The 20,478-nt window shown below is 50.3% G+C and carries 14 protein-coding genes; 10 read left to right on the top strand and 4 right to left on the bottom strand.

What is annotated here, in order from left to right:
• Positions 1-17 precede the first annotated feature (17 nt).
• Complete coding sequence (nadK, locus tag N7387_RS01590; protein WP_025152040.1) at positions 18-917, bottom strand: NAD(+) kinase; 900 nt, start codon at positions 915-917, stop codon at positions 18-20.
• A 100-nt stretch (positions 918-1,017) separates the two neighbouring features.
• Here nadK and grpE point away from each other — a divergent pair, with 100 nt between their 5' ends.
• A complete protein-coding gene (gene grpE, locus N7387_RS01585) occupies positions 1,018-1,596 on the top strand; it encodes a nucleotide exchange factor GrpE (protein ID WP_025152041.1) in 579 nt (192 codons plus the stop codon).
• A gap of 55 nt (positions 1,597-1,651) precedes the next feature.
• On the opposite strand, the gene ung is transcribed toward grpE, so the two are convergent.
• The gene (ung, locus tag N7387_RS01580; protein ID WP_279796252.1) at positions 1,652-2,350 is read right to left on the bottom strand and encodes a uracil-DNA glycosylase; all 699 of its coding nucleotides are present in this window, start codon (positions 2,348-2,350) and stop codon (positions 1,652-1,654) included.
• A gap of 345 nt (positions 2,351-2,695) precedes the next feature.
• On the opposite strand from ung, the gene grcA reads away from it, so the two are divergent.
• On the top strand, positions 2,696-3,079 hold the full coding sequence (gene grcA, locus N7387_RS01575; RefSeq protein ID WP_004237002.1) for an autonomous glycyl radical cofactor GrcA: 384 nt from the start codon (positions 2,696-2,698) through the stop codon (positions 3,077-3,079).
• Positions 3,080-3,238: 159 nt separating this feature from the next.
• Positions 3,239-4,060: a hypothetical protein gene (locus tag N7387_RS01570; protein ID WP_262861238.1), complete on the top strand. Its 822-nt coding sequence runs from the start codon at positions 3,239-3,241 to the stop codon at positions 4,058-4,060.
• 58 nt (positions 4,061-4,118) lie between these two features.
• On the opposite strand, the gene srmB is transcribed toward N7387_RS01570, so the two are convergent.
• Complete coding sequence (srmB, locus tag N7387_RS01565; RefSeq protein ID WP_262861237.1) at positions 4,119-5,465, bottom strand: ATP-dependent RNA helicase SrmB; 1,347 nt, start codon at positions 5,463-5,465, stop codon at positions 4,119-4,121.
• A 150-nt stretch (positions 5,466-5,615) separates the two neighbouring features.
• Here srmB and N7387_RS01560 point away from each other — a divergent pair, with 150 nt between their 5' ends.
• The 5 genes from N7387_RS01560 (at position 5,616) to rseC (ending at position 9,378) form a co-directional block, all read left to right on the top strand.
• Positions 5,616-6,359 carry a methyltransferase gene (locus N7387_RS01560; RefSeq protein ID WP_279796244.1) on the top strand — a complete coding sequence of 248 codons (744 nt, stop codon included), beginning with the start codon at positions 5,616-5,618 and terminating at the stop codon, positions 6,357-6,359.
• 348 nt (positions 6,360-6,707) lie between these two features.
• Entirely contained in the window at positions 6,708-7,286 is a 579-nt protein-coding gene (gene rpoE, locus N7387_RS01555; RefSeq protein ID WP_262861649.1) for an RNA polymerase sigma factor RpoE, read from the top strand.
• 31 nt (positions 7,287-7,317) lie between these two features.
• A complete protein-coding gene (gene rseA, locus N7387_RS01550) occupies positions 7,318-7,953 on the top strand; it encodes an anti-sigma-E factor RseA (protein ID WP_279796238.1) in 636 nt (211 codons plus the stop codon).
• Positions 7,954-7,955: 2 nt separating this feature from the next.
• The gene (gene rseB / locus N7387_RS01545) at positions 7,956-8,909 is read left to right on the top strand and encodes a sigma-E factor regulatory protein RseB (protein ID WP_108657420.1); all 954 of its coding nucleotides are present in this window, start codon (positions 7,956-7,958) and stop codon (positions 8,907-8,909) included.
• 1 nt (position 8,910) lies between these two features.
• On the top strand, positions 8,911-9,378 hold the full coding sequence (gene rseC / locus N7387_RS01540; protein WP_279796235.1) for a SoxR-reducing system protein RseC: 468 nt from the start codon (positions 8,911-8,913) through the stop codon (positions 9,376-9,378).
• 226 nt (positions 9,379-9,604) lie between these two features.
• On the opposite strand, the gene N7387_RS01535 is transcribed toward rseC, so the two are convergent.
• Entirely contained in the window at positions 9,605-17,017 is a 7,413-nt protein-coding gene (locus N7387_RS01535) for a neuraminidase-like domain-containing protein (protein WP_279796232.1), read from the bottom strand.
• A 530-nt stretch (positions 17,018-17,547) separates the two neighbouring features.
• On the opposite strand from N7387_RS01535, the gene lepA reads away from it, so the two are divergent.
• Positions 17,548-19,341 (top strand): translation elongation factor 4, encoded by a 1,794-nt coding sequence (gene lepA / locus N7387_RS01530; RefSeq protein WP_025152050.1) that lies wholly within the window; start codon positions 17,548-17,550, stop codon positions 19,339-19,341.
• A 27-nt stretch (positions 19,342-19,368) separates the two neighbouring features.
• Positions 19,369-20,361 carry a signal peptidase I gene (gene lepB / locus N7387_RS01525; RefSeq protein WP_262860926.1) on the top strand — a complete coding sequence of 331 codons (993 nt, stop codon included), beginning with the start codon at positions 19,369-19,371 and terminating at the stop codon, positions 20,359-20,361.
• The last annotated feature ends 117 nt before the right edge of the window (positions 20,362-20,478 follow it).

Raw genomic sequence — 20,478 nt, 5'->3', positions numbered from 1 at the left:
AGGCGGAATGAAAAAAATCAGAACATTTTTTTAGACCAGCCGAGTTTCGTGCTTAACGTATTGAAATAGTTATAGTCAATCGGGTGTATGAGATCGAGTGTTTTGCTGCTGCGTTTGATCCTGACCACGTCCCCTTCTTGTATCGGCAGCGCTATCTGGCTGTCACAGCTGACTTCATAATCAATGTTGGTCTGCGGGAATTTCAGGGTAATGGTGCTGTGACTGCTGATCACCAGCGGCCGTGAGGAGAGGGTGTGCGGGAACATCGGCACCAGGGCGATAGCATCAAGATTCGGTGTCAGGATCGGCCCGCCCGCGGAAAGCGAATAGGCGGTGGAGCCGGTCGGGGTGGTGATGATCAGGCCGTCGGAACGCTGGGAGAATGCAAAGCGCTCATCAATATAGACTTCAAAATCAATCATATGTGCGACTTTTCCCGGGTGCAGTACCACTTCGTTGAGCGCGGTGCTGCGGCGTAGTTTACCGTTTGGGCTGAGTACGCCGGCATCCAGCAGAAACCGTTTTTCGACGTGATATTCCCCGGTCAGTACGCGGTCGAGCTGCTGGAGTGCATTGTCCGGCGCGAGGTCGGTCAGAAAGCCGAGGTTTCCCCGGTTCACACCGATCACATCCGCACCATAGCGGGAGAGCACCCGGGCGGCACCGAGCATATTGCCGTCCCCGCCGATCACAATCACCAGGTCGGCCTGTTGCCCGATATCCGGCAGTGTGCCGGTGACGGCATCGGTCAGCCGCATTTCAGCGGCAACATCACTTTCCACTATCACACGCAGACCTTTTTTCAGCAGCCAGCGATAAAGCAGTTCGTGGGTTGCCAGCGCTTCAGGATGGCGCGGATGGCCGACAATTCCGATACAGCGGAACGATTTGTTTTTTGCGGTATTGTCCGTCAGCATGTGCGTTTTAGCCTCACTTAATCGCCATTCCCTTGAATCTCTGAGTTTGATCCCCATAATAAACAAGAATCAGGATTATTGCGAAATACGCGGAGATTTTATGAGTAGTCACGAACAAAAAACGCACGAAGAACCTGTTGCAGATGCAGCGGAGACCCTGAACACGGCAGCAGAGCAGCCGGAAACGGCGCAGGCGGATGCTGCCGCAGCGGCACAGGCCCGTATTGCGGAGCTGGAGCATGAACTGGAAGAGTCCCGTAAAACGGAACGCGAAGCCATGCTGCGCGCCAAAGCGGAGATTGAAAACAACCGCCGCCGTATGGAACAGGATGTTGAAAAAGCCCATAAGTTTGCATTAGAACGTTTTTCTAATGAATTATTACCTGTGATTGATAACCTGGAGCGCGCACTGAGTGCGGTGAATCCGGAAGATGAAGCACAGAAAAGTATGCTGGAAGGGCTGGAACTGACACTGAAATCCTTCCTAGATGCGGTGAAAAAATTCGGTATCGAAGTGGTTGAAGAGACCAAAGTGCCGTTCAATCCGGATGTGCATCAGGCCATCAGTATGGTGGATGCTGCAGATCACGAGTCCAACCATGTGGTGAACGTGATGCAGAAAGGCTACACCTTAAACGGTCGCCTGCTGCGTCCGGCGATGGTGATGGTCTCTAAATAAGGATTTTTCATCCGCAACGGAATGCCGCCGCAGAGGCGGCATTTTTGTCTGTGTACTATGCGCCGGGCTGAAGCTCTGCCGGGATCACCGGCTGCCAGTCGATGGCTGCCTGACCACGCTCTGTCAGTATGGCGTTGGTTTTTGAGAAGTGACCGCAGCCCAGGAAACCCCGGTGTGCGGACAGCGGTGACGGGTGCGGTGCTTTCAGTATCACATGCTTTTGCTGATCAATATACTGGCCTTTCCGCTGGGCGTGTGCGCCCCAAAGCAGGAAAATCACACCGTCGCAATGGGCATTGACTGCCGCAATCACATTATCAGTAAAGGTTTCCCAGCCCAGTTTGGCGTGAGAGTGCGCCTGCCCGCGTTCAACGGTCAGCACGGTATTAAGCAGCAGCACCCCCTGTTGTGCCCAGCTGACGAGGCAGCCGTGATTTGGCCGGGTAAATCCGGGGATATCCGCTTCCAGTTCCTTATACATATTCACGAGTGACGGCGGCGGCTGAATACCCGGCAGCACAGAGAAAGAGAGGCCGTGCGCCTGATTTGGTCCGTGGTACGGATCCTGTCCCAGAATCACCACCCGCACATCAGACAGCGCCGTATAACGGAATGCGTTGAAGACATCTTTCTGTGGTGGGTAAATGGTCTTACCAATTTCTCGCTCATGGGCGACAACACGGAGTGTTTCAATGAAATAGGGCTGGGTTTTCTCATGGCCGATGACATCATGCCAGGTCAGTGATGCAGACATCGTGTCGTTATCCTTCATTTATTACAAGAGTTGCATTCAGCTTACCTGACTTATCCGTTGTTAGGAAATAAGAAGGGATTTTTTTGCGGGTCCGGTTCTGATATCCACAACGGCAGGGCGAAAATGGCTGATTTTTTGCAAAAAAATCTGAAAATAGACAAAATGAAATTTTGATTTAAAACAGGCTTTTATCATGATGGTTAAAAATTGATATGATTTTTATTGATATATGTCAAAGAATCGCCCCTGTATTATTGGTATATAAGATGCAGAGACATTGGTTAGACCAATATTCCAAGTTAAATGACAATCAATAAATTGATAACGAATCACCCGGAGGTCATCATGGTTACTGGTATTCAAATTACTAAATCCGAAAACGCTGCACTGGTTAACTCTTTCTGGCTGCTGGATGACAGCAAAGACGAAGTACGCTGCATCTGTGCAAAAGAACAATATGCAGACGGTGATGTTGTTTCCCGTGCCGCATTAGGTCCTTTCGAGTACCGTGAAGTGAATTTACAGGTTCAGCCTACCGTCCGTGTTGAGGGTGGTCAGCACCTGAACGTGAACGTTCTGCGTCGTGAAACTCTGGAAGATGCTGTTAACCATCCGGAAAAATACCCGCAGTTAACTATCCGTGTTTCCGGTTACGCAGTGCGTTTCAACTCACTGACACCTGAACAGCAGCGCGACGTTATTGCCCGTACTTTTACTGCCAGCCTGTAATCGTTCCGGCAACAATTTGTGTTCCGAAAACCACGCTCCGGCGTGGTTTTTTTATGTCTGACGGATAGGGATGCCGGTAACTCACTGATAAAAAATGATATTGTTACAGAGTAGTGAATAGCGTTAAGTGAAGCCTTCAGTGCCCAAGGAGGCGTACTTATGTTGATCGAACACTATTTTTCGCAGTTACTGGCTTTCTCATCCACGCCGCATTGCCAGGCACTTTTACAGCGGCAGCATCTGACCGCAGCGAATTTATTGCTGCCGGTACCCGCCGGGATCCGGCAGGATGGTTTTCCCGATGATATTACCCTGGCCCGGTTGTGTTCTGACAGTTATCAGCCCGGCAGCCGTGATATCGGCGAGGTCAGCCGTTCTGATGCGCAGACACTGGCCTCGCTCTCACTGACAGAAGATCAGCTGAGCAGCCCGTCCGGCCTGCAAAGCATGATTTATCATTATCGCGATACCGGTATTCTGGCATTTGCGGGCAGTAATGATATGCCGGATATGATGACCAATATCCGCCAGGGGCGCGGACTGCCGGCCCGGCAGTATCAGGAGGCTGTGTCACTGGCAGCACATCTGTTGTCGCAATCCGTGTGTCCGTGGCTGTTTGTCGGGCATTCTCTCGGCGGTGGTCTGGCTTCATTCTGTGCGGTGGTACTTCAGCAGCCGGCGGTGATATTTAATGCAGCAGGGCTGGCAGAAAATACGCTGGCGGAAGAGGGGGTGTCTCTGGTGACGGCGCGCGCGCGCGGGGCCGAACTTATCCGCCATTATGTGCTGGAACATGACTGGCTTACGCATATTCAGGACGGACTGGATATCCCGAAAGCGCTGGGGCAGCGGATAGCGCTGGATTATTATCCGCCGCAGCATGCGCATTCCGTTTTGCAGAAACTGGTCCTCGGTGTGAAGGCGCATACCCTGTCGCAGGTGGTTACCGCGATGGAACAGATGGATGAAACCCGGGAGTAAGCATAAAAAAACGGACTGTGACAGTCCGTTTTCTTTTATCAGAGAGAAGGAATTCCGCTTATTCCTGTGGTTCAGTGGCCGCAGGAGTTTGCTCCGCATGATCTGCGCCTGGCTTGCGTCGTTTTCCGATATTTTTACTGACGCGGTGACGGATTTTGGTTTTTTTCTTCTTCTCAGTTTCAGCGGCTTTCTGCTCTTTGCGCTTGGCGAGCACTTTTTTCGACGGCTTGTACGTCGCTTTCTCCGATGGCGCACGGGTTTTCGGCCGTAATTCATCAATCACCCGCATTTTAACCGGTTCTTCAACATAACGGATAATTTTGCCGAGCAGCGGCTGGTCGTGAGATTCCACCAGCGAAATGGCCACACCTTTGCGTCCGGCACGGGCGGTACGTCCGATACGGTGCAGATAGACATCTGCGGTGCGCGGCAGGTCAAAGTTAAACACGTGGCTGATATCGTCGATATCGATCCCGCGGGAGGCCACATCGGTGGCGATCAGCACCGTAGCGCGCCCGTCAGTCATACGGCTGATGGCTTCGTTGCGTTTCGCCTGAACCATCTCACCTTCAAGATAACAGGAAACGATATCCTGTGTGCGCAGCCAGTCAGCCAGTTCACGCACGCGCTCACGTTTACGGACAAATACCACTGTTTTGGTGACGTCCGGCTGTTTCAGCAAATGTGCAAGCAGGGCTTTCTTGTGATCGAGGTCATCGGCACGCAGATAGAACTGCTGGATTTTTTTACGCTCACGGCGTGACGGATCGGCTTCGATCTCAACCGGTTCGTTCAGGATCCGTTTGGCGAAATCGCGGATAGCCTGACCTTCGAGGGTGGCAGAGAACAGCATGGTCTGTGTGCGCCAGCGGGTTTCACCGGCGATAGTTTCGATGTCGTTGGCAAAGCCCATGTCCAGCATGCGGTCAGCTTCATCAAGGATCAGGATCTCAACCGCGCGGCAGTCAAAGTTTTCTTCTTTTATATACTGCAGCAGACGACCGGTGGTCGCGACAACAATATCCTGGTTCTCACTGAACACTTCGGCGTGGTTCATATAAGCCACGCCGCCGGTGATCGTGGCGACATCGTGATGGGTGAACTGACAGAATTCTCTGGCCTGATCCGCCACCTGCATAGCCAGTTCGCGGGTCGGGGTCAGAATAAGCACGCGCGGCGGCCCGGATTTTTTACGCGGGAAGTCAGACAGGTGCTGAATGGCCGGCAGCAGATAGGCGGCAGTTTTGCCGGTGCCGGTCGGGGCTGAACCCAGAATATCACGATTATCCAGCGCAGCCGGAATAGTCGCTTCCTGGATGGCCGTCGGGCGCTCATAGCCCTTGGCATCCAGTGCGCGGATCAGTTCATCGTTCAGTTCAAGTTCAGAAAAAGTAGTTGCAGTCATTATATACCTCTGTTTGGACCGCTGATTATAAACGGCTTGGACAGGATCTTCATCAAAAATAGTTGTCAGCGTGCGGGACTTTCTTCTGCGGGCAGAAGTCCGTATCCTGTCGCCGGGATTTCTTTATTTTAACAGACAAACAGCTCAGTGATGATGACAAACGAAAAACAACCCGCCCGCCGCCGTGGTTTTGCCTGCAAACAATTTTTTGTGGCCCATGACCGCTGTGCCATGAAAGTCGGTACCGACGGGGTGCTGCTCGGCGGCTGGGCACCGTGCGAAAATGCCCGCCATATTCTGGATATCGGCACCGGCAGCGGGCTGGTGGCACTGATGCTGGCGCAGCGGTCATTGCCGGATACGCAGATTGACGCGGTGGATATTGATGCCGGCGCAGCGGCCCAGGCTGCGGAAAATTTTCTGGCGTCACCGTGGCGAGACCGGTTGCGGGTGTTTCATCAGGATATTGGTGAGTTTACTGCGGCCTGCCCGGAATCCCGTTACGATCTTATCGTCAGTAATCCGCCGTATTTCGCCCCGGCTGTTGCCTGCCGTGACAGTGCGCGGGAAACCGCCCGTTACACCACATCACTGGAGCACCCGCAGCTTTTACGGCATGCGGCACAGCTTATTACGCCGGACGGTTTATTCTGTGTGGTGCTGCCGTACACCACCGGACAAGATTTTATCACCGCCGCCGGTGAGCAGAACTGGTTTCTGCACACGCAGATTGCGGTATCAGATAAACCGGACACTCCTTTTCACCGGACATTGATCGCCTTATCACGCCGTCCGGTCAGTGCGCTGCACCGGACGGTAAGTATTAAAACGGAAGAAGGCAGTTACAGCGCTGATTTTAAATCATTTATTACCGGGTTTTATCTGAAATACTGAATTACGCTGTTGTGATAACAGTAACGGTGCTTTTTTCAGAGAAAAACACATTAAACAGGATATTTGTACTGCCCTGAGGCAATTTTCTGCGATTATCAGAGGGATTACCGGCAAAAACGTGGTAATCTGTAACGTTAATTACCGGAAAGAGAGTGTGCGGGTAAATACACAGGACTTATCCGAAAAATATGCAGCAAGGATCACAAAAAGGATCCTTTTTTGTAATTTTTTTAAAAGAAAAATGAACTTCGCTATTTTAGCTGACTCAAAGTATCGCTTGCTCATGATGAAGTGAAGCGAAACAGGAAAGAGAATGGTGAAGCTGAGCTTCGGGAGATAACACTGCGAATGAGCGAGCAGTTAACGGATCAAATGCTGGTTGAGCGGGTACAGAAAGGGGATCAGAAAGCCTTTAATATGCTGGTGGTACGTTATCAGCACAAGGTGGCAAGTCTGGTATCCCGTTATGTTCCGCAAAGTGATGTTCCGGATGTGGCGCAGGAGTCCTTTATTAAGGCGTACCGCGCAGTCGGGTCATTTCGCGGTGACAGTGCATTTTATACCTGGCTGTACCGTATCGCAGTCAACACAGCAAAGAATTACCTGGTTGCTCAGGGGCGCCGTCCGCCGTCCAGTGATGTGGATGCCGGTGATGCTGAGAATTTTGAATCCTCAGGGGCGTTAAAAGAAATTTCGAACCCAGAGAACTTAATGTTGTCTGAAGAATTAAGAGCGGTGGTTTTCCGCACGATCGATTCCTTACCCGAGGATCTGAAAACGGCGATTACATTGCGTGAGCTCGATGGTCTGAGCTATGAAGAAATAGCTGAGATTATGGATTGTCCGGTCGGTACGGTTCGTTCCCGTATCTTCCGCGCACGCGAAGCCATCGATAATAAAGTTCAGCCACTGATACAAAATCAGTGAGCACTTAAATCACACTGAAGGGAACGTAGGCATGCAAAAAGAGACACTTTCCGCACTGATGGACGGAGAAACTCTTGACAGTGAAGTGGTTACCGCACTGACACAGGATGCAGATCTGCAGGCAGAATGGGCCGGTTATCACCTTATCCGTGATACCCTGCGCGGCGATCTGCCGGATGTTATGCATTTTGATATTGCGTCACGGGTAGCTGAAGCACTGGCGCAGGAGCCGGTTTATATCGCACCTCAGGCGATCCCTGAGTCTCAGCCTGAACCGAAAACATGGCGTGATTACGGATTTGTGGCAAAACTGCGCCCGTGGGCCAGTCAGTTAACACAAATCGGTATGGCAGCCTGTGTATCACTGGCCGTGATTATCGGTGTTCAGCACTATAATACTGACGGCACAGAGAGCGTGGTCAACGGTGATGCATCCGCATTCAATACTGTTCCGTTTATGGGCAGTGCCTCACCGGTCAGCCTGGATCTGAAAAACGGCGCGGGCCTTGCTCCGCAGACCCGTTTTGATCAGGAGCGCGGTGCGCGTCTGAATGCGATTTTCCAGCAGTATGAACTGGATCGCCGTGTACACACGGATGGTCAGCCTGAAGTTAAACAGACAGCCGCCCCGGAACAGGGTCGCGCGTCTTCACAACCACAGCAGTAGTAATGAAACGAATCTGGTTATCCGTTGCTTTTCTGACGGGCAGCCTGTTACTCGCAGCACCGGCCTCAGCACAACAAAGTGCTGAGGCGCTGCTGCAGAATATGGGTAACGCTTCCCGCACACTCAGTTATGAACTCTCTTTTATCACCATCTCCCCGAAAGGTATCACACCGGTCCGTTACCGCTATGCGGTTATGGATGGTCAGCCTGTCGCGCAGATTATGCAGATGGACAGCTCCCGCCGGGAAATTGTCCAGCGTGGTCAGGAGATCAGCTACTATGAACCGGGGCTGGATTCATTCAGCCTGAGCGGTAATCACATTGTTGATTATCTGCCGTCGATTATTTTCGCAGACTTCAATGCGCTGAAAGCCTATTACAATTTTATTGATGTCGGGCGGATCCACATCGGTGATCATCCGGGTCGGGTGGTGCGCATCACCTCAAAAGATAATTCACGTTACAATTATATTGTTGTCGCAGATGAAGAAACCGGTCTGCCGTTACAGGTGGATCTGCTGGATCAGAATAATGTTTCACTTGAGCAGTTCCGCGTGGTTTCTGCTTCCGTGAATAACAGTAGTGTGACAGAGGCACTGAAAGCGGTGCAGTCTGTTACCATGCCGCCGGTACTGGCGATTCCGCAGCCGGAAAAGGTCAAATTTGACTGGGATGTGATGCGTCTTCCTAACGGGTTTAAAGAAATGACCCGTAACCGCCGTCAGGTGGGGGAACAGGAATGGGTGGAGACGGTCATGTTCAGCGATGGTCTGTTTTCTTTTTCTGTGAATGTCGCCAAAGCGGTGAAGACAGCAGAAAATCAACAGACAATGCGCCAGGGTTCACGTACGCTGTATACCATACGTAAAGGTGATAATGAGATCACCGTCTTCGGCGAACTGCCTCCGGCGACAGCCCGGCAGATAGCTGACGGTGTGACATTCAGCGGAGGTTAATATGGTCAAAGAGTGGGCAACCGTGGTGCGCTGGCAGGACGGGCGCGCGGTCCTGCGTTACGGGTCATCTGCCGGATGTGGCAGTTGCAAAGCCCGGGCGGCATGCGGCTCTTATCTGCTGAATAAACTGGGGCCGGAAGCAGAGCATCAGCTTGAGATTCCGGTCAGTGAACCGCTGGTGACCGGTCAGAAAGTGGAAGTCGGGATCCCGGAAGGAAGCTTATTACGTTCGGCAATGCTGGTGTATCTCACGCCGCTGCTGGGTTTGTTTGCCGGAGCGGGACTGGTACAGGCACTGGCAGAAAGCCAGTCTTTGGTTCTTGCCGGCGGTATTCTGGGTGGCGCAGCCGGGTTTTTGCTGGCGCGTAAAATAGCCCGTCACTGGAGCGGCTCTGAGGATTATGAGCCGGTTATACTGCAAATCGGCCTGCCACCGTCAGAACTCAGTATTGATATGTGTGAGTCCTGATTGATTCTGTTTTCTTTTCTGTAAAAAATGCCGGTCATGATTTGACCGGCATTTTTTTTACCGCGGGCATGTCTTGTGGTTTTACCCGCAGGACACCATGCAGGAAAGTCACCCGCCTGCAGTATGAATAAAAAATAACAGCCTGAATGACAGGCTGTTATTTATCACTGCGGGTTGTTTTTATTGGTGACAATCTGATGCCCGCAGCGTGTCGTCAGGATAAAAATTAACAAATGGTGTAACGGATATGGATGATGATATCGGTCAGGCTGAGCAGCAGTGGTTTCTGCTTCTCACCGATTGCGTCCGGGAAGCTCAGGGTCAGGCTGTTATCATCATTCACCGGGATACCTTCAAACGGCAGCCAGTGACCGTCATTGAAATCAAGCCGGAACTGGCCGTCATCATTAATACCGTGGGATAGTGCAATAGCTTTGCAACCGGCCGGCAACGCGCTGCCGCCGTAACTGAATATGGCACGCATATCCTGATACGGACCAACCAACGCCGGTAATGTTACACTGATTTGTTTGATACGGCGTGTATTGCCCAGGCTGGCAGGATAGTCTTGCGCAATGTTCAGTGCTTTCAGGTTGAATGCGGCATGCAGTTGTTTATCCTCCGTCATTGAAAGCCCGGTTGATGCTGGTGTATTCCCGCTGCCACTCCCTTGCAGGAGTTCAGCAATTTTCACTGCCAGAATGACATTGTCAGTACGGTACACTTCTGCCAGAGAAACAGTACGGGTGACCTCCAGTGAACGAAGATCCTGTTTCAGCCATGCCTGTTCCATCTCTGCCAGGTTCAGCAGCAAAGATTCCCCGGCCATCAAGCCGGCGTTATTGCTCTGCCATGCGCCCGGCTTGATATAGCGGGTTGCAGTATCATTGGTTTGCCATCCGTAAGCTTTTTCCGCCATCATGCAGCGGGCTGCTGTCAGGTCGTAGAAGCGGTAATAGATGGATGCCAGACGGCCGTGCAGCCAGCTATAAAGTGCTTTATTGCTGAATTGACGCTGCATTAACTCCAGTTGTGCCTGAGTCTGCACCTGCTGGAGTTCCAGATGTTTGTACTGCATTTCTGTTGCGGTACGGCGGACAGCAAGGGTTTCCAGTTGTGCATCAATCTGTTTTATTTCAGATTCGGCATTATTTTTCTGGATTTCCCATTCCTGACGGCGGCGGCGCCATGCTTCAGACTGGCTGATGTTATCGGCAGTCGTTTTGGTGGCAGACGCCGCCAGACTCATACCTGCACCAATGGCTTTCGGGATACCGCCCCAGCGGCTGCCCCCCGTGGCTACGCCGAAGATATTCGGTGCCATATCGGCAGCGGCGGCAGCCATATTCAGTGCGTCAATGGATGTACTCAGTACAGAAGACGATAAATACAGATCCATGGTCCGTTTTTCTTCCGCACTGACATTTTCATCATACAGCGTGCGGTAGTTGTCAAAACGGGATTGTGCCCCGGCCCGGCTCTGTTCCAGTGTTTTTTTCTCGGCATCCAGTTCGGTGAGAGCCTGTTCCTGTATCCGCAGGGAAGAGAGCATCAGTTCACCGGCCTGGTTTTGCAGCAGTTCACTCATCGCTTCCGCATCCCGGCGCTCAATCAGCCCCTGGAGGGTGGAACCGAACTGCATCAGTTGCCCGGTCAGCGAGCGGGCACTTTCCAGCGCCTGCGGGAAGCGCATTGCCGGGATGTCAGCAGACGGTAACGATTTGCAGCCTCCGGAGGCTGCGGCGGCGGCACTGAGCAGTGCGGCCGGGTCTGCCGGTGCGGCAAAGATTGGCAAAGATAATGGCTGACCATCAATGGAGAGATTATTGCGCAGATTAAACAGGCGCATTTCCAGCGTTTGCCAGTAGCCGAGCAGTTTTTCGTTTTGCTGCGGCCGGAACAATCCGGTCAGGGTATTAGCAGTGCGGACATCCGGCAGCAGGCCGCCGCTGCGGATTCGGCTGATTTTGTCATGGAACTGTTTTGCCTGAGTTTTATCTGCCGCATTACTGAGTGACGGATTTTCCCAGTCATTGCTGAGAATGCTGACAGGTTTATTCCCGAGCAGCCCCAGAGCCTGCATATACCACATTTTCGCTTCATTGAGGGTATCGCGTTCCGGGATGCGGTAAGCTTTGTCACCACGGGCAATCAGCAAATCCAGCAGTTTCATCAGAGTGCTGACTTTGTAGTGCATCGGATCATTCTGGGCGACCGCATCGGGATCAACCGAATCCAGCGGGTCGGCATTCCAGGAGGTATCTTCTTTCAGCGGGCGTACCCGCCAGTCACCGGCTCCATTTGCATCAGGACGCCAGATATAGCTTAACCAGCGGTTAGCGTCGGTAAAGTTCTGCTCCTGCAACAGGCGCGTTGCTGCCATCATCGGCGTATAATAGAACAATTCCCAGAAATAGAGGGCATTGGCACTGCTGAAATCCATCGGCTCACCGGATTGTAATAAACCGGAGACCCCGTCTTCTGCCAGGCCGGCGAAGGTGCCTTTGTTAACACTTTTATCCAATGTCCAGCCTTCAGGATTATTTTTATCAGCATCGGCGCGGGACAGACAGATCGGCTTTGTTGCTCCTGTCTGGTATTTAGCATTGAGATATAAAGTATCCTGCTGCGTATCAGCAGACTGACCCGCGGCGTTTTTAATCAGCGGAATGAATAATTTTACTTCTGTCGTATCGGTAATACTGAGTGAGCCGCTGTAAACTGAAAATTTGCCGGTGTCCGTGACATCATTGCTGTAATAAATCGTAAATGCCCGGTCAGTGCCGTGGATATTCTTGTCATACGGTTTCAGTGTCAGTGTGACATAGGTGCCCTGTCCCGGTTTCGGTTCAGGCAGATACTGGGTTTCAGGGGATAATATTGCGTCAATGCCGTTATTGGCACGCTCAATTAACTGGCGGGTGAACAGCGTGTTTAACCGGGTACGGTAACCATCCCGCTCCATATATTGAGCGCCGTCCGGCGTGGTGTACAGGGATATGGGTCTGGAATCTAAAGCAGCATTCTTTATAACCAACTTATAAGTGGCAGTCGCTGTAAGAATGTCTGTATTTCTGAAACTAACAGTTATTATGATCTCCAGGTTATTAACATCTGTATTGTCGGGAAGATCTATTTTCTGTTCCCCAAACGGGAATTTCAGTATTTTTTTTGAATGAAGCGGGTACTCCGGAGGGGTGATCCCGGCGTCATGACCGTTTATTTTTTTTAATTCACTCTCCTTGGATTTAAATGTAATTTCGATATTATTTGCATGGATAGGTTTGGCCTGAGCTTTCATCTCGCCCAAGAGGAGTGTACCCGCATTTGGTACATCAGTTTGAATAGCATATTCTTCACTATTCATCGCTAATGCGTCTTGAAGAGTACAATTATATGCAGAACATGACCCTGATTTTTCGTTAAAACCCAGAGTGAAACTCCGTTTTGTTGTGTTACTTGTCAGAATAATGTCATCAACTTCCGGCTTAAGATTACAGATGGAAAGCGCAATCACACTTATCGAATCTGTTGGCCTGATACCCACTACGGCAAGCTTATCAATGGAGCCGGACATTTTATTATCGATAGGCTTTATTTCCATTGATTCCGGTTTATAAATTGTAGCGTCAGTAATTATGAGTTTACTAATAAATCCTTTCTGCAAAGGATCGGGAATAAAATCAAATATTTTACCGGGGTCGATGGTAATACAAGCATCAGGATTCAATGTCAGTGTTTTTTTATTATTATGATCACTGATTAAATAGTCACCAGGGGATAGGGTGAGATTCAGTGCCGAATTTCCGTCTTGTGATACCGGGGTAAATTTGTAAGTGAATTGACGATTCAGAAGGGTATTTACCCTGACGGTAGTTTCTGTATCTAATTGATGGGAAACTTTCGTTAATATTTTTTGTATATTTTTTTCTTTTTCATGGGTCATATCCGGAAGAATATTCAATCCGAAGGATTCAGTCGGTACTGTGTTATTTTCTTTTACTTTTTTATAGCAGACAATAAGCAATGAGTTATCGTCCTGGTTGGCGGCACAGTACAGACCATTTTTTTCTCCGCCGGTGGTGAAGTCTTCAGTCACATGATAACTGAATGGCGAAGCCCAACTGCCGTCATATTTAATATGTGTCAGCTTCAGGGTAAAAGATGGCGTATCTTTACCGGTGTTATCTTTCTGTACTTGTTTTTCAATCCATAACAGATAAAGACGTGAATGGAAAATCACCGGCCGCACCATATCCCTGTACGGATTCACCGCACAGGTAATTTCTTTCCAGTCACTCCAGGCATTGGCGGCAAAGCGGCCATTCTGACATTTACTGTGATCCGCTTTGCGCCAGTAATATTTTTTCGGCTCCGTCTGACTGGTACCGATAAACCAGGTGTTGCCCTGTTCAATATCAACGGCATCATGATAACCGCTGACCACTTTCAGATTAGCGACCTGCTCAAAGGCGGTCAGGTACTGGCGGAAGCCGTTTTCCAGGGTATCTTTGCTGAGTTCACTTTGTGAAAGCTGCTCCAGCATGGTGTTCATCATCGCGGTCTGACCGATACGGAGGGTCGGGTCAACGTAGTTTTCAGGGTAATAGACTAACTGAGACACACCCGCCCAGGTACTGTAGCGTTTATTACAGGTATCCCAGTCTTTAAAGAACTGACGCTCAAGAGCTGCACTGTTTGCATCCGGCTCATCACCGGCAATGGTGCGGTTAATATAGAGCTGAATACCGGCGATGGCATCCGCCAGCAGGGTGGTTGTGATTCCGGCACTGACTTTTCCGTCCACCAGCAGATTACGCCAGATATCATCACGGTTTGCCACCGGATTGTTCATGACCAGAGAACGGTACTCCCCGCTGAGGGCTTCATTGCGGCGCGGTTCAGACTGATTTTGCAGTTGTCTGGTCTGTTGTTCGTTCAGACCGGCCTGTAACAATCCTGCCAGTGCGGAGAGGTCTGCATAAGACGCTTTCACATTCTCAGACACTGTCAGCAGCGTGGTGATATCTTTCGGGGTGATATGCAGGGTATCGGCCAAATCCAGCCGTGGCGGCAATGTGGCCAGCTGTTGCCATGTGGTCAGTTCCGGTTTTTGTCCGGCCTGTGTCAGTGCCTGAGTAATCACATCTTCTGACCGATTCAGTGCCTGTGCCAGAATGTTCACTGTCAGTGTCCTGCTTTGCAGTGCATCCAGTACCGTACCGGCCTGTTCACCACAGCGGTTAATCAGGTTATGGAAATCACAGATGTTATACAGGTCAGTAATGGTGCCGGCCGGTGCACCTTGTGACAATGTCTGAAGTTCGGCATGACTGAGTGTAAAGGTGCGAATGACCAATGTACGTTGTGCCAGTGCCTGACACCAGGCCGCCAGTTTTTTCTTGTCGTCGGCTGTCTGATCTTTTTTGATAATAAGATCCCAAGCCTCGGTGATGGCGGGTATCTTTTCGGGATGATTGTTATCCAGCCAGCGCAGCAGTGCTTCCCCTGATTCCGTGACGTCCAGTTGCATAGCCGCGGTAATCACCGGTGCCATGGTGGTATACAGCGTTTTTGTATCGGCTTTGTCAATACCACCGTTACGCAAGAGATCCAGCAGGAGCTGCATCTCTTTGGTCGGCGCCGCCGGAGATTCTTTACTCAGCAGCAGCATCAGCTGTTCAACCGTAATGTTTTGTGTATTCAGCCATTGGGTGATCCGGGACAGAAAAGAGAGGATTCTCTGGCGCGTTTTGCCATCTAAATCGTAAACGTTCATTGACCTGTAAGGGGAAATCTGCAGCAGGGCATCCAGTTGTGTTACTGTCAGGTTGTGCACATCCGCCAGCAGACGAACAAATAACAGACCACGAAGTTTTTCTGTCTTGTTTTCGATAGTTTTGGATTCGTTTTCACGATTTGTGATAACAAAGAGTTGCCACAAACCGGTATTATCTACCCGGAAAGCGCGTTTCAGGACTTCACGACGCGGGTCTTTGGTATCCGGTTCCATCGGAATATCATCACCACCTAAAGTGTAAGTTACACCATTCAGCGGCGGATTATTAAACAGGCGGTCAAAATGGCTGAGCTGCCCGTCATAGCGGATTTTGCTGATACCGGCGTTACACAGCATTAATGCGGTTTCAGTATCAATACCGTAACGTTTACGGTAAAGCAGCGTTTCGGTGAAGCGGTGTAATTCGCATTCGCTTGAACCATTTCTTACGTGGATTAAGGCATGTTGTGTTTCGAGCGGGATCATACTGCTGACTTTTGCCAGACGCAGTGTTTTATTGAGTCTGAGGAACCATATACCCGGTTTCGTATTGGGACTGATGGTGAAGGTGGCTGAGGTGTAATAGTTCCCGTCGCTGGCGGGTTCCGGTTTTTTTCTGGTGATTCCGATTTTGGTTTTTGCTTTTAAAAGCTCAGCATCCAGTGTGACGGAGATACTGTAGTGCTCCCCGGCCAGAGGAACAAACCCCTTTTTATCTGCCAGATCATTAAACGATTCATTACAGCCTATACTAAAATGCGTCGCGTCTTTCAGGGTTTCCTTTACACTAAAATTAACTAAAAACTGATTACCACCCTGCGGAATTAAATCAATATAGTCTGCCTGTTTTTGATCATCCGGTGTTCTGACCAGTTCACTGAATGTTATTTTCCCGCCGGCGCTTATTGCCGGTATTATCAGTTTATTATTCTTGTTATACATATCCGGTGTTGCTAACCGGCCTGTTATTTCGGCGGCAATAAGGGCCTGAATGTCATCTGCCGGAAGCTCATAATAATTGGCCAGCGCATCCGGAGCCATAAGCTTTCTAATCTTAATCGTCGGGAAGTTATTTTTCAGCGATTTTTTCAGGTCGGGACCGGTTAATGACTCTGTATCTTCTGTCAGTATGGCATACAACGTTGGTGAGATACCGGCGTTGTATGCCGTCAGTATGGCAAACTTCGCAGAGGTGCTGAGAATATTATCCGGCAGAACAAAATTCCGCTGCGCCAGGGCGTTATGTATTCCCTCAAACGGCAGGTTATACGGCGTTACACCACTGTTGCAGGACTTTGCCAGGGTTTCATAGTATGTGCTTTTGTCTGTCTGACCGGCATTTGTCATCAGCGCCGTTTCCAGTTGCTCATTCGCCAGTGACAGAGCAGAGATTTCGTTATCCAGATTGTCCTGAGAGAGCACCAGTTTTGCCAGGTCCGGACGGCGCTTATCCAGATTATGGTCACTGTCTTTTGGATGCAGTCCCCGGGCTTCACGGTACAGTTCTGTCAGATAACCGGCCGGGGAAAACATGGAAGAGACAGAACCCGGGGCGGCAAACTCATCAGCGCGCGGCACAATAATATCATCATAGCCATAAGGGGTTGCACCGTGATAGCGGGCTCTGCTCATTTCGTTGCGCAGCAGCGGATTGGCGCGGGTCAGTGCCCGTGCGGTATAGAGCAGGTTGTTTTGTTTTTCTTTTTGCGCTGCACGGTACAGTAACCGTGCGTCATCCCGTGAAAGCTGACCCGTATTACGGATTTCGGCAAGGGAAAGTGGCATGAAATCGGCCAGGGTGAGAGGCTGGTCGTTACGCCCCTGATTTATTTTTTCAAGGACTCTGGTTATTTGTTCCATTAATGATTGCCTCATAAATGTTAAATTATCTAATGTAAGTGATTTTATCGATAAAATATTCCTGTAATTTATTATATGGTCTTATTTTTAGCTTAATTACATTGGATAATAAGTAAAAATCACCATTAACAATAATTGTCGCCAATAGCTTTTTAGTCAAATAAACAGATCGTCATAAGATGCTTATTTTTTGATGTTACACTTAATTGTTTGATTATTAATGATATTCATAGGTGAATATTTTTTATCAAATCATCATTAAAATTTATAAATGAAGATATATTTATGTGAAAAGGTGATTGGTTCAACGAGGTCAGGTGATAATGTCCGCTGCCGGATGGCCGGCCGGTTATCCGGAAAAACGGGTTTTTTCCCCGCAGAATGAACGTTTCTTTGAGTTGAGTGTCTGTAGCATGTAGAATGCTGGCAATAAGTCTATTAACCAGCAATATAGAGTGTTGGCTTTGAGTCCTTACAGGTGTCCAAAGCTAGTTTTATAGGGCATTACAAAGAAGAATTTTATCTTGAAAATTAACCATATCCGAAATTTTTCCATTATTGCTCATATCGATCATGGTAAATCCACCTTATCAGATCGCATTATTCAGATTTGCGGCGGCTTATCCGACCGCGAAATGGCGGCGCAGGTTCTGGACTCAATGGATCTGGAACGCGAACGCGGCATTACCATCAAAGCCCAGAGTGTGACACTCGATTATACCACGCAGAGCGGGGACACGTACCAGCTCAACTTTATCGACACCCCGGGACACGTTGACTTTTCCTATGAGGTCTCCCGTTCACTGGCCGCCTGTGAAGGGGCGCTGCTGGTGGTTGATGCGGGGCAGGGGGTTGAGGCGCAGACGCTGGCAAACTGTTATACCGCACTGGAAATGAACCTGGAAGTGGTGCCGGTTCTGAACAAAATTGACCTGCCTGCTGCCGACCCGGAGCGGGTGGCGGAAGAAATTGAAGATATCGTCGGGATTGAAGCGGCTGATGCGGTGCGCTGTTCGGCGAAAACCGGCGTGGGTGTAACCGATGTGATCGAACGCCTGGTGCGCGATATTCCGCCGCCGGAAGGTGATCCTGATGCACCGTTACAGGCACTGATTATTGACTCCTGGTTTGATAACTATTTAGGCGTTGTGTCACTGATCCGTATCAAAAACGGCACACTGCGCAAAGGCGATAAAATCAAAGTCATGAGCACCGGTCAGGTGTATAACGCTGACCGTCTGGGGATCTTCACACCAAAACAGGTGGATAAAGATATCCTCAGATGCGGTGAAGTGGGCTGGCTGGTCTGTGCGATTAAAGACATTCTCGGGGCACCGGTCGGGGATACCTTAACCGGCGCACGCGCACCGGCGGATAAACCGCTGCCGGGCTTTAAGAAAGTCAAACCTCAGGTCTACGCAGGTCTGTTCCCGGTCAGCTCTGATGACTATGAAGGCTTCCGTGACGCGCTCGGTAAACTGAGCCTTAACGATGCTTCCCTGTTCTATGAGCCGGAAAGCTCTACCGCGTTGGGCTTCGGTTTCCGCTGCGGCTTCCTGGGTCTTCTGCATATGGAGATTATCCAGGAGCGTCTGGAGCGTGAATATGATCTCGATCTGATCACCACCGCACCAACGGTTGTCTATGAAGTGGAAACGACCGGCGGTGAAATCGTCTATGTTGACAGCCCGTCCAAACTCCCGCCGCTCAATAATATTGAAGAGCTGCGCGAGCCGATCGCAGAATGTCATATGCTGTTGCCGCAGCAGTACCTCGGTAACGTGATCACGCTGTGTATCGAAAAACGCGGTGTGCAGACCAACATGGTTTATCACGGCAACCAGGTCGCGCTGACCTATGAAATTCCTATGGCGGAAGTGGTGCTCGATTTCTTCGATCGCCTGAAATCCACCTCACGCGGCTACGCGTCACTGGATTACAACTTCAAACGCTTCCAGGCGTCTGATATGGTGCGCGTGGATGTGCTTATCAACGGCGATCGTGTGGATGCGCTGGCACTTATCACTCACCGTGATAATTCTATGTACCGCGGTCGTGAGCTGGTAGAGAAGATGAAAGATCTGATCCCGCGTCAGCAGTTTGATATCGCGATTCAGGCGGCTATCGGCACCCATATTATTGCGCGTTCAACAGTGAAACAGCTGCGTAAAAACGTCCTGGCGAAATGCTACGGCGGTGACGTCAGCCGTAAGAAAAAACTGTTGCAGAAACAGAAAGACGGTAAGAAACGCATGAAACAGGTCGGTAACGTTGAGTTACCACAGGAAGCGTTTTTAGCCATTCTCCATGTCGGCAAAGATTAATTATTCAGCAGGTTGTAAGGAGACATAATGGCGAACACTTTTGCGCTGATCCTGACCCTGGCAACGTTGGTTACCGGGATCATCTGGGTGGTGAATAAATTTAAAATTCAGCCGGCCCGTAAGAAAAAACTGGCGCGCATGGCGGAGCTGACAGAAGGAACCATGGATCAGGCTCATCTGGCTGAAACAGTAGCCAAACCGGGCTGGGTGGAAGGTACTGCATCCCTGTTCCCGGTGCTGGCGATTGTTCTGATCGTGCGCTCGTTTATTTATGAGCCGTTCCAGATCCCGTCCGGGTCCATGATGCCGACACTGCTTATCGGCGACTTTATGCTGGTGGAAAAATACGCTTACGGGTTAAAAGACCCGATCACGCAGACCACCCTGATTAAAACCGGGGAGCCGAAGCGCGGTGATATTGTAGTGTTTAAATATCCGGAAGATCCGCGTGTCGATTATGTCAAACGTGTGATTGGCCTGCCGGGCGATAAAGTCGTTTATGACCCGTATGCCAAAGAGTTACAGGTCTATCCGGGTTGTACTAAAGACCAGAGCAGCTGTGAAACCCTGCCGGTCACTTATGGTCAGGAATATGAAAGCGAATGGGCTATCCGCTGGGAAAAATCGCCGCTGGGCGGCTCCTTTATGAGCGGCGGCGCCCGTCAGTTCCCGATCGAAGATGATATGGAAGTCGGTTATCGTCGTCAGGCGGAACGGATTGAAAATCTGGGGCCGGTAGCTCACCATATTCTGACCGTTCCGGAAATCACTCCGGACAGCATCAGCGGGCAGCGTCTGTTCCGCCAGCCGGGATTACCGGAGTACACCTGGGTGGTGCCGGAAGGGCATTACTTTATGATGGGTGATAACCGTGATAACAGTGCGGACAGCCGTGTCTGGGGATTTGTGCCTGAACAAAACCTGGTTGGTCGTGCCAGCTTTATCTGGTTAAGCCTTGAAAAACAGGAAGGTGAATGGCCTACCGGCCTGCGCCTGAGCCGTTTCGGACGGATAGAATAGAAAAAACAGAATTTGCTGAGCATTACCTGTCATCACAGTGTAGAATATGCCCCGCAAAATGATTGGCTCCCCGGTTTCCGGGGAGCCAGTGCAAACGCAACAGTTTTGTATCGCGGT

This window comes from Morganella sp. GD04133 (genome assembly GCF_029835375.1).
GTDB lineage: Bacteria > Pseudomonadota > Gammaproteobacteria > Enterobacterales > Enterobacteriaceae > Morganella > Morganella morganii_B.
Note: the sequence above shows the minus strand (reverse complement) of the source record. Positions and strands in the feature narration are given on the sequence as shown.